Annotated in this window: 12 protein-coding genes and 1 riboswitch; of the genes, 10 read left to right on the top strand and 2 right to left on the bottom strand. The window is 37.3% G+C overall.

What is annotated here, in order from left to right; all coding sequences use genetic code 11:
• A partial coding sequence (locus tag QZQ55_RS08410) for an electron transfer flavoprotein subunit alpha/FixB family protein (RefSeq protein ID WP_295092267.1) occupies positions 1-740 on the top strand: 740 nt, incomplete at its 5' end.
• Positions 741-768: 28 nt separating this feature from the next.
• Entirely contained in the window at positions 769-2,175 is a 1,407-nt protein-coding gene (locus tag QZQ55_RS08415; protein ID WP_270234269.1) for an FAD-binding oxidoreductase, read from the top strand.
• Between the two features lie 213 nt (positions 2,176-2,388).
• Here QZQ55_RS08415 and QZQ55_RS08420 read toward each other — a convergent pair whose 3' ends face one another.
• Positions 2,389-3,006: a YcxB family protein gene (locus QZQ55_RS08420; RefSeq protein ID WP_295092270.1), complete on the bottom strand. Its 618-nt coding sequence runs from the start codon at positions 3,004-3,006 to the stop codon at positions 2,389-2,391.
• 847 nt (positions 3,007-3,853) lie between these two features.
• Positions 3,854-3,939: riboswitch (ZMP/ZTP riboswitch) on the top strand.
• Positions 3,940-3,977: 38 nt separating this feature from the next.
• On the opposite strand from QZQ55_RS08420, the gene QZQ55_RS08425 reads away from it, so the two are divergent.
• From QZQ55_RS08425 to QZQ55_RS08455, 7 genes are all read left to right on the top strand, one after another.
• Complete coding sequence (locus tag QZQ55_RS08425) at positions 3,978-5,156, top strand: phosphoribosylaminoimidazolecarboxamide formyltransferase (RefSeq protein ID WP_295092273.1); 1,179 nt, start codon at positions 3,978-3,980, stop codon at positions 5,154-5,156.
• A 38-nt stretch (positions 5,157-5,194) separates the two neighbouring features.
• A complete protein-coding gene (gene murB, locus QZQ55_RS08430; RefSeq protein WP_295092275.1) occupies positions 5,195-6,190 on the top strand; it encodes a UDP-N-acetylmuramate dehydrogenase in 996 nt (331 codons plus the stop codon).
• 64 nt (positions 6,191-6,254) lie between these two features.
• Positions 6,255-9,461 carry a DEAD/DEAH box helicase gene (locus QZQ55_RS08435; protein ID WP_295092278.1) on the top strand — a complete coding sequence of 1,069 codons (3,207 nt, stop codon included), beginning with the start codon at positions 6,255-6,257 and terminating at the stop codon, positions 9,459-9,461.
• Position 9,462: 1 nt separating this feature from the next.
• Positions 9,463-10,443, top strand: coding sequence for a LacI family DNA-binding transcriptional regulator (locus QZQ55_RS08440; RefSeq protein ID WP_295092281.1), 981 nt, complete (start codon positions 9,463-9,465; stop codon positions 10,441-10,443).
• A 120-nt stretch (positions 10,444-10,563) separates the two neighbouring features.
• A complete protein-coding gene (locus tag QZQ55_RS08445) occupies positions 10,564-10,749 on the top strand; it encodes a PTS transporter subunit EIIB (protein ID WP_295092284.1) in 186 nt (61 codons plus the stop codon).
• A gap of 152 nt (positions 10,750-10,901) precedes the next feature.
• Entirely contained in the window at positions 10,902-11,309 is a 408-nt protein-coding gene (locus QZQ55_RS08450; RefSeq protein ID WP_295092287.1) for an Hsp20/alpha crystallin family protein, read from the top strand.
• A gap of 52 nt (positions 11,310-11,361) precedes the next feature.
• Entirely contained in the window at positions 11,362-11,769 is a 408-nt protein-coding gene (locus QZQ55_RS08455; RefSeq protein WP_295092290.1) for an Hsp20/alpha crystallin family protein, read from the top strand.
• A gap of 32 nt (positions 11,770-11,801) precedes the next feature.
• Here the strand turns inward: QZQ55_RS08455 and QZQ55_RS08460 are convergent, their stop codons facing one another.
• Entirely contained in the window at positions 11,802-12,758 is a 957-nt protein-coding gene (locus QZQ55_RS08460; protein WP_295092293.1) for an N-acetylmuramoyl-L-alanine amidase family protein, read from the bottom strand.
• A 300-nt stretch (positions 12,759-13,058) separates the two neighbouring features.
• Here QZQ55_RS08460 and QZQ55_RS08465 point away from each other — a divergent pair.
• Positions 13,059-13,708 (top strand): iron-sulfur cluster assembly scaffold protein (locus QZQ55_RS08465; protein WP_295092296.1); only part of this gene is annotated, 650 nt, incomplete at its 3' end.

Genomic DNA, 13,708 nt, shown 5'->3' on the forward strand with positions numbered 1-13,708 from the left:
TTGAAAACTTTATCCAGACAGTAAAACCATCGTCTATTCTCGTCGGTGCGACCACGGTCGGCAGACAGCTGGCGCCGCGTGTGGCTGCCCGTATGAAGACAGGTCTGACCGCGGATTGTACGATCCTGGAAATGGATGAAAATACTGATTTATCCCAGATCCGACCGGCTTTTGGAGGCAATATCATGGCGCACATCAAGACCCCGAACCACCGTCCGCAGATGGCAACCGTGCGCTATAAGATCATGAACGCACCGGAGCGTGCCGAGAAAGAGAGCGGTGAGATTGTGGTCTGTACAATTGAGAAGGAAAAACTGCTTTCCCACGTGAGGGTTCTGGATATCGTAGAAAAGCCGAAGGAAACCTTTATCGAAAATGCTGACGTCCTGGTGGTAGCCGGACGAGGCGTGAAGAAGCCGGAAGATTTGAAAATGCTGGAAAAACTGGCAGATCTGCTGGGAGGTCAGCTTGCCTGCACCCGTCCGATGGTGGAAGCCGGATGGCTGGATGCCAAGTGCCAGATCGGTCTGAGTGGCCGTACGGTCCGCCCAAAACTCATCATCACCTGCGGCGTGTCCGGTGCGGTTCAGTTTACTGCCGGCATGAATCACGCGGAGACGATCGTCGCGATCAATAAAGATCCGAAAGCGCCGATTTTCAAGACGGCACATTACTGCCTGACTGGTGATCTCTATGAGATTCTCCCGAGACTGATTGAGAAGATTGAGATGGGAAGATAAAGATTCACAGGAAGGAGAGCAGGATATCATGGGAAATTACAAGAAAATAGATAAAGATGATATTTTATATATAAAAAACACAATTCAGGATGACGAGCGTGTCCTCGTAGGCGAAAATATCAACGAAGAATACAGCCACGATGAGCTGAGCGGCACCAGCAGTTATCCGGATGTGGTGGTAAAGGCAAAATCAGCCGAAGAGATCGCGGCGATCATGAAATATGCATACGAAAATACGATTCCGGTGACACCGAGGGGCGCCGGAACGGGTCTGGTTGGTTCTTCAGTTCCGATGGAGCATGGCATCATGATCGATACCACCCTGATGAACCAGATTCTTGAATTGGACGAGGAAAACCTGACGGTCACGGTGGAACCGGGCGTCCTTTTGATGGAATTGTCCGCCTATGTAGAAGACAAAGATTTCTTCTACCCGCCGGATCCGGGTGAAAAATCAGCGACCATTGGCGGCAACATCAGCACAAATGCGGGCGGTATGCGTGCGGTCAAATACGGTGTGACGAGGGACTATGTCATGGGGCTGGAGGTGGTTCTGCCGGATGGCACGATCACTCAGTTTGGAGGCAAAGTCGTAAAGAATAGTTCAGGCTATGACTTGAAAGATCTGATTATTGGTTCCGAGGGAACGCTTGGCTTCATTACCAAGGCGATCTTAAAGCTTCTGCCGCTTCCGAAGCGTGTCATCAGCCTTCTGATCCCGTTCCCGACCCTGAAACAGGCGATCGACACCGTCCCGGTTATCATCAAATCTAAGACGATCCCGACCGCGATCGAGTTCATGCAGCGGGAAGTGATTGAAGACGCCGAGGAGTATTTAGGAAAAGCGTTCCCGGATAAACAGTCGGATGCGTATCTGCTTTTGAAATTTGATGGTAATTCCACCCAGGAGATCGAAGAAACGTATGACAAGGTGGCCAAACTCTGCCTGGAACAGGGCGCACTGGACGTGCTGATTTCCGATACCCAGGAGCGCGAGGAATCCATCTGGAAAGCCAGAGGCGCTTTTCTGGAGGCAATCAAGGGATCCACGACTTACATGGATGAGGTCGATATGGTTGTTCCGAGAAGCCGCGTCAATGAGATGGTGACGTATCTGCACGATCTCCACAATGAGATTGATATCCGCATCAAGAGCTTCGGTCATGCGGGCGACGGAAATCTGCACGCCTACATCCTGAAAGACGATTTGAGTGATGAAGAGTGGGAAAAGCGGATGTCTGCTGCAATGGAGAAGATCTATCAGAAGGCCCATGAACTCGAAGGTCAGGTGTCCGGCGAGCACGGCATCGGATATGCGAAAAAGCCGTATTTAAGAGAATCCCTGCCGGAGAAGAACCTGGATCTGATGAACGGAATCAAGAAAGTGTTTGATCCGAAGAATATTCTGAATCCGCATAAGGTGGCGCAGAGATAGAAGAAAATAACTGCATTGATATTTTTTAGCCACAAGTGTTGCAAAAACGTTTGAGCACCACGCGGTAAGGCTGATTCTAGGAACTGCAGAAGATTTTTGGCAGAAAAACAGAATAGAACAGCAGGTTTTTGAGAAAGCCACGATCTGAATCAAAGAGTTCAAATCGTGGCTTTTTAGAGTTGTTGAACTATTTTATAGTTTATATCTATCGACCTATCTTTTCTTCTTCAACGCCTGCATCACCCGAACCAGCGGAATCGTCTTCCTGTAAATCCGTTTCCCACTCTTATTTTCCAAAAATTCCCGAAACGCGCCAATTGCTTTCAAATTCTGGCTCTCATCCGAATTTGAACGGGACCTTGCGCTTGCGTCAATCCCCTTTTTCGGTACCATATACCCGCCGTAGGAATAGCGGAACAGATAGAAATAATCGCGGTCCTCACCCAGCTTTTCAAATTCATTGTAAGCCAGTGTGCTTTCGCGGGTGTTTTTCGGAAGAGAATAGACTTCCAGATGATTTTCACGGAATTCATAGCGGGACGCCGGGAACGGCATGCCGCTTTTTTTGATCTGTTCGGCGAGCTTGTGGGCGGTGTGGTTGGCGGAGCTGTAGGTGCTGGTCGTCAGATAGCAGCCGTAGGCGGCTAAGAGGATGCCCCACCACTCGCTTAGATTGATGATACCTCCGGCGATGAACAGGATGCTTAAAATTGTCCGCGTGATCCGGTTGGAAGCGCAGAAGAGATCGTACTGCATCCGGGACAGGGATTCGAAGGTTTTTTCGTTGTGGTGCATTTCTATCTTATAGTAAATCATGGTAAGCCCTTTCATATAAAAAATCAATCATCACCTATATAAAAACAGTATATAGAAGCATAGAAAATATCTTAAGAAGTAGTATACTGTTTCTTCCCTGTTTCCGCAACTGGATCTGTTAAATCTGTAATGTTGATAAAAAATAAACAAGATTGTTACAAAAATATCACATAAAAATCGACTAAAATCGAGAAAAAATTATATAATTTCGACAAAATAGCTTGCCTAATCATAAAATAAGTGTTAAAATTAGGTAAAAGGTAAATAAAGAACCAAAAGCAGAGACGAAGAGATGCGCCATGGTTAGAAACAGCTGGAAAAGACTGTTTTTTAAAAATGGTGCTATTTTTTTGCCTAAATGCTGAAATGGTAATTTATTTAGAAAGTAGTAATAAACCAAACGAAAAAGCTATGGCTTTTACATCACCATAGCTTTTTCTGCTGGATTCTAGGATTACATCTTTTGGATTCAATTTCCAGCATCATAGATAAATGGGAAAACCTTCTTTACGGCCTTCCAATATATAGATCAACGTACCTTATTATTATTCAGGAGCCATCTCCCGTTTCCACCTTTCCATATAAACCATACATTATCGATAAAGCATATAAATCATTATTGGTGGATAAATACGTTTGTCCTTATTTAATTGAGTATCCTCAACGGATACTCAGTCACAGTATCCCATTGGAATCTCTCCTTTCTGACCAAATTCTTTGAGATGAATGTATATGTTAAGGAGGTCTTCCTCCTCTCTTTCTGTCTCAATTATACCCTAACAATTATAATTATGTAAGCGTTTACATTCTGTTTTTATATTATGAAAATACTTGTTTTATTATAGCCTTTTATCTATAATGGCATTAGTTATATGACTGACGGAAGTGGAATTAACCACAGGGAGTATAATAAATCAAATGAAGAAGCCGACCGTCTGGGCAAAGAAGCCTGGAGTGTGTGTCGGCTTCTTTTTTTGGAGGAATTTATGAAAGAACTAGAATTGAAGTATGGCTGTAACCCTAATCAGAAACCTGCTAAGGTATTTATGGAAGAAGGAGAACTTCCTTTTACTGTTTTAAATGGTAAACCTGGTTATATCAACTTACTAGATGCTTTTAATAGCTGGCAGTTAGTCAAAGAATTAAAACAGGCAACAAAGATGAGTTGTGCTGCAAGTTTCAAGCATGTCTCTCCTGCTGGTGTAGCTATTGGTACACCTTTAACTGAAGTAGAAAGACAGATGTATTTTGTAAAGGAAAGTGCTGATGTATTAAGTCCAATTGCGAATGCATATATTAAAGCAAGAGGAAGTGACCGTATGAGTTCATATGGTGATTTCTGTGCCCTTTCTGATGTATGTGATGAAGTGACTGCTAAACTTATTAATCGTGAAGTGAGTGATGGTATTATTGCCCCTGGCTATACTAAAGAAGCTTTAGAAATACTTAAAAAGAAAAGAAGAGGCACTTATTGCGTATTACAGATGGATCCTGATTATGTACCTAATCCAGTAGAAATCAAACAGGTATTTGGTATTACATTCCAGCAGGGTAGAAATAATTGTGTAATCAATGAAGAGATGTTTAAGGATGTTGTATCCAAGAATAAAGATATTCCTGAACATGCTTTACATGATTTGATTCTTTCTATGATTACATTAAAATATACACAGTCTAATTCTGTATGTTATGTCAAGAATGGTCAAGCTATTGGTATTGGTGCTGGTCAGCAGTCTCGTATTCATTGTACAAGACTTGCTGGTAATAAAGCAGATGTATGGTTCTTACGTCAGCATCCAAAAGTTTTAGGTTTACAGTTTGCTGATGGTTTAAAACGTGCTGAAAAGGACAATACAATTGATGCCTATGTATCAGATGATTATGAAGATGTACTAGGTGATGATGTATGGCAGAATTACTTCAAGGTTAAACCAGAAGTATTCACTAGAGAAGAAAAGAAAGAATGGTTAAAGAAGAATACAGATGTTGTACTAGGTAGTGATGCATTCTTCCCATTTGGAGATAATATTGAACGTGCTCATAAGAGTGGTGTGAAATATGTAGGTGAACCAGGTGGTTCTATTCGTGATGATCATGTAATTGATACATGTGATAAGTATGATATGGTACTCGCATTTACTCACCAAAGATTATTCCATCATTAATCCTCTACTTTTGTTAGAACTGTGCTATAATGCACTCTATGAGAATAAATGAGAATGTAGAAATCAAGGAACTCACTACAATGCGCCTGGGCGGTCTAGCGCGTTATGTGATTGAACTAGAGACCGTAGAAGATGTAGAAAAAGCTTACTTATTTGCGAAAGAACGTCAGCTTCCTATCTTTATTTTAGGTACAGGAAGTAATGTAATTGGGAAAGATGAAGGTTTTAAGGGGGTTATTCTTTTAAACCGTATTAAGGGTATACGTTTTATTGACGAATTGACAATTGTTGCAATGGGTGGAGAACTACTTGATGATCTTGTTGCTTTTACTACAGAAAAGAATTTATCTGGAATTGAAGCACTTAGTGCCATTCCTGGTACAGTAGGTGCTGCACCTGTACAAAATGTAGGTGCTTATGGCCAGGAAATTGTACAGGTATTAGAATCTGTTCTTGCTTATGATTTAAAGGAAGAGAAGTATGTTACGATCAAGGCAGAAGATATGAAGTTAGGCTATAGACAGAGTATTTTCAATCATGGTAAAGATGCTGGTCGTTATTTGATTATCTCTATGAGAATTCATTTAAGTCATGATACACTTACTCCTCCTTTCTATACTTCTTTACAGAATTATGTAGAGGAACACCAGATTACTGATTTTTCTCCTAAGTCTATTAGAGAGATGGTTACTGAAATACGTTGGTCTAAACTTCCTAAGCCAGAAGAAATAGCAAGTTCAGGATCATTCTTTAAGAATGTCTACCTGGATGATGCTGAAGCAGAACGTTTAAGAAGTATGAATGTTCCTGTCTGGGAAGGAAACAAAGTCCCTTCTGGATGGCTTATTGATCATGCAGGATTAAAGGGTAAATCATTTTATGGTATGCGTGTATCAGAAAAAGCTGCATTAATATTGATTAATGAAAATGCGACAAGTTATGCACATCTTAAACAGGCAAGAGAAGAAATTGTTTCTATTATTGAAGAAAAATATGGTCTAACTCTAAGACAGGAACCTGTTGAACTGGAATAATTTTTATTCCAGTTTTTTTGTATACTTTCTTATGATATAATTACTTAGATTAGGAGGAATTGCTATGTTATTTATCACTGACAATGAATTTGAACGTGTTGTTTCTAGAGCACGTAACCGTGATATTGCACGAGAATATTATCGAAGAGATTATGTTGTGAATGTTTCTATCACTATGGATAATCGTGGTTATTATCATATTTCTGGTAAAGTTATGATTAATGGTAATATCTATCTTCCCCGTGTTCTTGTAAATCCCGATTCTAAAATAGTTTCAACAGACTGTAATTGTATTTATGCAGATGAATATACAGCCTGTGGACATATAGGTGCACTTATTTTAAAGGTACAGGAGTTATCTCCCAACACATTCCCTTATCGTTATGCTGTTAATTTAGAAAAGCGTGCTCAAGAAGAAAAGAAAAGTGCTATGAGAGAACGTCTTTTATGGGAACAACGAATGGCTGAATTTAGAAGAATGGAAAGAGAAAAGGAAACCAATGACCTGACTGATTATATTAAGAATCAGTTAGTCAATCAGTTTACACCTGTAGATTCTACACCAGTTCATTTAAAACTGCTTCGTGCAGATAGTTGGAATTTTAATATCACATTTAAGATAGGACGTACAAGAGATTATATCGTAAAGAGTATTCCTAACTTTATGACACAGATGCAGAATAATGAATATCATGCTTATGGGAAGACTTTATCTTTTGTTCATAATCCAGATATTCTAGATGAACCATCTAAGAAGATTTACCAATTTATTCTGAGATTCTATCATTCACATCTTGCCAATAATAATATGCTATTCATTGACAATGAGAATATTGATGCTTTATGGGAGTTACTTACAACTATTCCCGCATCTCTCCATGCTTTTAAATGTATAGAAGATGAGTTACGTCCTATGGTATCAGTGACTAAAGATAAACATGATACAATTCTAGAACTAGAAACAAATATAGCACCTTATTATGCTGGTAAGAAATGTTTATATCAATACATACCTTCAGATTTTACTATTATTCGTTATCCTTTTGATAAACAGGGGGTTGCTATTGAGTTGTTGAATCGTTTTGATACCTTACAGCGTCTTTATGTAGCGCATGAACAATTAGAAAACTTTACACGTTATATTATTTCTCCTACAAAGAAATATATTGATTATGTAGGTTTAGAGGACACAATCCAAGAAGAATCACATCTAGAAATCTATGCAGATGTAGATGAAGATGAATATGCTTTAGTTAGTTTAATTGGAACATATGAGGATGGAAAACATGATCTTCTTAAAGAAGATGTACCTCATTCTTTAAAAGCAGATCTCATTATTGGTTTCTTAGAGAAATATAATCCTGATGATACGTCAGGACCTATGCGTTTTGATACACATCGTGATGAAACAATAGATATGATTCATGATGGTTTAGGACATCTTAATAAGATGACAGATGTTTATGTATCTGATTCTTTGCAAGCAATCGGTTCTAAGAAGTCTATGAACTTATCTGTTGGTATTAAGGTATCTCATAATCTATTAGAAATGGACTTAGATTCATTAGATGTACCTAAAGAAGAACTAGCTGATATTATTGCGAGTCATAAGAAAAAGAAACGTTATCACCGTTTAAAGAATGGTCAGTTATTATATATTGATACACATGAATTAGATGAATTAGGTAATATGATGGATCAGTATCATATTCTACCTAAAGATATTTCTGAAGATGGTACAATTGATTTAAATCTAAATAGAGCACATCAGATGGACTTAGCAACACAGAACCTACAATATGTACAAGTTAATCGTGAAGAATCATTTAAAGATGTATTGGATCACTTAAAGAACTATACACATCATAAACATAAATTAAATGAACGTTATGATGCCATTTTAAGAGATTATCAGAAAGAAGGTTTCCAATGGCTTTCTACTATGAATGATCTTCATTTTGGTGGTATTCTTGCAGATGATATGGGGTTAGGTAAGACCATCCAGATTATGAGTTTATTAGAAAGTAATGAACAACATTTTTCTATTATTATTTGTCCTGCTTCATTGATTTTAAACTGGTTAGATGAATTTAATAAGTTCTCTTCTCATTTAAAGGTTACTTGTGTAATGGGTAGCGCAAAAGAACGTAAAGAGATTATTAAAAACTATAAGCAGTTTGATGTGATGATTACTTCTTATGATTATATTCGTAAGGATTATGAACAATATAAGGGTATTGTATTTGATTTTATTGTATTGGATGAAGCTCAGTATATTAAGAATCAGAAGACTAAAAATGCGATTGCTGTTAAATCATTAGAAGGTAAACAGCGCTATGCATTAACCGGTACACCTATTGAAAACTCACTTGCTGAATTGTGGTCCATCTTTGATTTCTTGAATAAAGACTATTTATATAACTATCGTTATTTTAAATCTCATTATGAAGCACCTATTGTAAAGGATCATGATGAAGATGTTCAAACTCAATTACAGAAGATGATCTCACCATTTGTATTAAGACGTACAAAGAATGAAGTATTAAAGGATTTACCTGATAAGATTGAAAATACTGTACTTGTAGACTTCAGTGAAGATGAAAAGAAGCTCTATTTAGCTCATTTAGCACAGGCGAATCAGTTATTAAAGACTTTAGATGGTTCTAAAGACCGTATTCAGATTCTTGCAATGTTGACAAAGTTAAGACAGATCTGTTGTGAACCACGTATTGTATTTGATGATGTCAAGCATATGTCTTCTAAGATGGAAGCATGTTTAAATATTATTCAGACATACAAAGACAACAAGAAAAAGATCATCGTCTTCTCATCATTCAAGAGTCTACTTAATCTACTTGCAGAAGAGCTCGATAAGAGTAAGACATCTTACTATATGTTGACTGGTGATACAGATAAAGAGAAACGTAAAGGATTGGTGGATGCTTATCAGAATGATGATACAACAGTATTCTTAATTAGTTTAAAAGCAGGTGGTACTGGTTTAAACTTAACTGCTGCAGAAGGCGTTATTCACTTTGACCCTTGGTGGAATATGTCTGCACAAAATCAGGCAACTGATAGAGCTTATCGTATTGGACAGAAGAATAAAGTATTTGTATATAAACTGATTATGGCAGATTCTATTGAAGAGAAGATTCAAACATTACAGGCTGCAAAGAAAGATCTTGCAGACCGATTCGTAGAAGGTAACAGTGGTTCTATTACGACAATGAGTGGTGAAGAAATCATGAGTTTATTTAGTGATGATTAGTATGAAGAAGATGACTATGGCCGATATTGCAAAAGTTGCAGGTGTTTCTAAGACAACTGTTTCTCGTTATTTTAATGGTGGCTATGTAAAAGAAGAAACACGTCAGAAGATAGAGAAAATCGTAAAAGAATATGATTATGAACCTAATGTGCTTGCTGCTAATTTAAAAGCCAACAAGACACATACTGTCGGTATTGTATGCCCTACTCTTACTTCATATGCTTCTAGTCGTATGATGATGAATATTGATCAGTTCCTAAAGAAACATCATTATACAACTATAATTATTAATACAAATCATGATGAACTTGATGAAATCAAGTCTATTACTAAGCTTATGCAATTAAGAGTGGACGGTATTATTCTTCTTGCCACTTCTATTACTATGGCACATCGCGATATTTCCGCTAAGAGTTCTATTCCTATTGTTTATATGGCTCAGGCTTATGATGAAGGTGTGAGTATTATTAATAATGATTATGAGGCAGGCTATAAAATAGGTAAGTATATTTATTCTAATGGTCATAAAAATGTTGTGTATGCAGGAGTAAGCAGAAAAGATGTGGCTGTAGGAGTTATTCGTAGACAGGGTGTTTATGATGGCTTGCAGGATGTGCATCCTCATTTTCTAGAAACAGACTTCTCTGCTGAAAAAACAATGATTCAATTAAATGATTATTTAAAACATCATGAATGTCCTACTGCTATTATTTGTGCTACAGACACCATTGCGATGGGATGTATAAAAGTCTTAAAAGATCATGGATTACATATTCCAGAGGATGTTTCAGTGACTGGATTTGGTGGTTATTGGACTTCTACCGTAATGTCCCCTGCCCTTACAACTATTAAGTTCCACTATGCCCATGCAGGTCAGATAGCTGGACAGATCATTCTTGATATGATTGAAGAAAAAGAAGTCAAACGTGCTACACTTATTGACTTCACATTTATAGAAGGAGAAAGCGTCAGAAGAATCTGATGCTTTTTTTAATAAAAATAAAAATATGGTATCGGTTTTATATTTCTTTTGACAAGTATTTTTCCTTGATATATGATACAGATATGAAATCGGTAACATATCTATAAAAAAGGAATTTCAATGGACTACAATAAAGTCGCAAAAGAAGTCATCTCCCACATTGGTGGACCTAAGAACATCAAAAAGGCATTTCATTGTGCTACATATATTTACAACAATTCAGATACTACTGAAATTATAAGTAATAAAGAAATTGATATGACTGCTTATCAATTAAAAGATATTGACTTAGAACCTGCCAAATAGGCAGGTTTCTTTCTTTTTAGCACTTTATAAAAGAAAGTGCTAAAATTTAGCACTCAAGTGTTGACTTTGCTAAAAGAGTGACTATAATAATAGTTGTAATCGATAGAGAGATTACTAAGAAATAGAAATAACGTTGAGAGAGGCGAACAAATATGAGATATTACCCAAGTTTTAGTGATGTGTTTGATGATTTATTTGATTCAGGAGCTAGTACTCCTACAAAAGTAGCGAGCATGTTATGTGATATTCGTGAAACTGAAAATACTTATGAAATGAATATTGCACTTCCTGGATATAAGAAAGAAGATATTGCTTTGGAACTTAAGGATGGCTACTTAAAAGTATCAGCATCTAGCAATAAAGAAAAAGAAGAAAAAGATAAAGCTGGTCGCGTTGTAAGACGTGAAAGATATAGTGGTAACTGTTCAAGAAGTTTCTATGTAGGTGAAGGATTTACTGAAGAAGATATCAAAGCTAAGTTTGATAATGGTGAATTAATGATTTCAGTCCCTAAAGAAGCTCCAAAGAGAGTTGAAAAGAAATCAATTACAATCTACTAATAACACGAGATCTATGATCCCATGTTAAAATTTAATAAAGGAGATGTTATTTATGAGATTTTTACCTGGTTTCTATGATGTGTTTGATGATATGTTTGATGATGGATGGATGAGTCCATCAACTAATGCAATGCAATGTGATATTAAAGAAATAGATAACAACTATGAAATGAACATTGCACTTCCTGGATATAAGAAAGAAGATATTTCTCTAGACTTGACTGATGGTTATTTAACAGTTTCTGCAAATACTAATCAGAACAAGGAAGAAAAAGACAAGAACGGTAAGGTTATCAGAAGTGAACGTTATACAGGTAGCTGTTCAAGAAAGTTCTATGTTGGTGAGGGTTATAAAGAAGAAGACTTCACTGCTAAGTTCGACAATGGTGAATTAATGATCACTTTCCCTAAGACTGAACCTGAAAAGATTGAAGAAAAGAAACCTATCATGATTGAATAGGCATTTAAAAAGGAAGCAAGAGCTTCCTTTTTTCATACCGTACGCATATAGTTGTAGACTTGTTTCTTGAAGGTTTCCCAGTCCATTGATCCACATTGCCCTTCTATCATAGGTCTAGGGCACTCTTTTCCTGACCAGTCATGATGCATACGGAGTTGATCTACGCTGAGGTTATATTGTTTTAATAATGCAGCAGATAGCTTCGCTGCATTTTTTTCTGCAAAATATAAATGACCGTCTGAATTGACACATATCTCTATCGCAATAGAAGCACTATTGCCCGGCATCACACCATCTCCTGCATGACCTGCCTGTTGATTAAGAGGAAGTGATTGATAGATGCTATGATCATCTACTGTATAATGCCAGGATGCTGATCTTACATTACCTGTATATTGAAGTTTAGCATGACTTAAAGCATTTGCACCTTTATTGGTATTATCTGTTGTATGAATCGTAATATACAGTGGTCTCATTGCATAATGTGTACGATGACTGCTTGTTTTAGGAATCATATAATCTCTGTAGAGTGGTATACCTGTTGTATTCTCTATAGAATTATTAACATCAATACTCACATATTGAGAAGAAACCCAGCCCTTCCCTTCTATATACATATAACGCCCTGCTTCTTTTGTGACATGATAGTTTCCTGCAGGAATAACCTGTCTTGTAGCATAATATGAAAATGGTGCACTATAAAGCGTCTTAGAAGAACTGAATGTAATTGTATTAGAGATTGTAAGAGGCTGTACTCCTACATAGTTTTTATGACTATACTTCTTACCATCCACTCCAGTATAGGTGAGTCCATCAAAACTGATGCACTCTATAGGTCTAGATAGGAGGTGATTACTTATTAAAATATGATCACTCTCTATAACAACCTGTGAGGGTGTATAGCTAGGAAAACTGATAATAAGCAATACAACTACTAATATATTCTTCACTATTCTCTTCTGTTTTATTGTCAGTTTTTTATGTTTCATAGGTATTTCCTTCTTTCATTGCATTGTCATTATAATACTAATCCAGGATTATGAATATTTTTTTAACTACATTCACCCATTAACATACTGTGATTTTCAAATACCAAAAATGAAAACGCTTATTTTTTCACAAGTTCTAATAAAGCCTAAAACTCGTTATTTTAAGCCCTTTTTATACTACTTTTTGCATGCTGTTTTCTTGAGTTTCATTGACTTTAAAAGGATGGTGTCATATAATTTTGACAGGTGATAACCCTCACCTTGAATCAACAGTCATTTAGTAATGAAAGGAGTAAAAAAATGATTTATTCAAAAGAAGTTGAAGAAATGTATTGCGTTAAACAGGGCGGCAATCATGGTTGTGCCCCAATTCCTGAAGAAGGCAAATGGGTTTATTCTAAAGAAATCAAGGATATTTCTGCTTACACTCATGGTATCGGATGGTGTGCTCCACAGCAGGGTGCTTGTAAACTTTCTTTAAATGTTAAGGAAGGTATCATTGAAGAAGCATTAATCGAAACTATCGGATGTTCAGGTATGACTCATTCTGCAGCTATGGCATCTGAGATTCTGCCAGGACTTACCATCCTTGAGGCACTGAATACTGACCTTGTGTGTGATGCTATCAATACTGCTATGAGAGAGCTCTTCCTGCAGATCGTTTACGGAAGAAGCCAGAGTGCATTCTCCGAGGACGGACTGGTTGTAGGCGCAGGCCTGGAAGACCTTGGTAAAGGACTTCGTTCCCAGGTTGGTACCATGTACGGAACTCTTGCAAAAGGACCTCGTTATCTGGAAATGACAGACGGTTATGTAACAGGTGTTGCTCTTGACGAAGATGATGAAATCATTGGATACAAATTCATCAACTTCGGTAAAATGATGGACTTCATCAAAGCTGGTGATGATGCAAATACTGCATTTGAAAAAGCTCAGGGACAGTATGGCCG

It is taken from the genome of uncultured Catenibacterium sp. (genome assembly GCF_900540665.1).
GTDB lineage: Bacteria > Bacillota_I > Bacilli_A > Erysipelotrichales > Coprobacillaceae > Catenibacterium.

Bases quoted from the DNA above. Each gene is read 5' to 3' on its own strand.
- QZQ55_RS08415 (WP_270234269.1), top strand. From the start codon at position 769: ATGGGAAATTACAAGAAAATAGATAAAGATGATATTTTATATATAAAA.
- QZQ55_RS08420 (WP_295092270.1), bottom strand. From the start codon at position 3,006: ATGAAAGGGCTTACCATGATTTACTATAAGATAGAAATGCACCACAAC.
- QZQ55_RS08425 (WP_295092273.1), top strand. From the start codon at position 3,978: ATGAAAGAACTAGAATTGAAGTATGGCTGTAACCCTAATCAGAAACCT.
- murB (WP_295092275.1), top strand. From the start codon at position 5,195: ATGAGAATAAATGAGAATGTAGAAATCAAGGAACTCACTACAATGCGC.
- QZQ55_RS08435 (WP_295092278.1), top strand. From the start codon at position 6,255: ATGTTATTTATCACTGACAATGAATTTGAACGTGTTGTTTCTAGAGCA.
- QZQ55_RS08440 (WP_295092281.1), top strand. From the start codon at position 9,463: ATGAAGAAGATGACTATGGCCGATATTGCAAAAGTTGCAGGTGTTTCT.
- QZQ55_RS08445 (WP_295092284.1), top strand. From the start codon at position 10,564: ATGGACTACAATAAAGTCGCAAAAGAAGTCATCTCCCACATTGGTGGA.
- QZQ55_RS08450 (WP_295092287.1), top strand. From the start codon at position 10,902: ATGAGATATTACCCAAGTTTTAGTGATGTGTTTGATGATTTATTTGAT.
- QZQ55_RS08455 (WP_295092290.1), top strand. From the start codon at position 11,362: ATGAGATTTTTACCTGGTTTCTATGATGTGTTTGATGATATGTTTGAT.
- QZQ55_RS08460 (WP_295092293.1), bottom strand. From the start codon at position 12,758: ATGAAACATAAAAAACTGACAATAAAACAGAAGAGAATAGTGAAGAAT.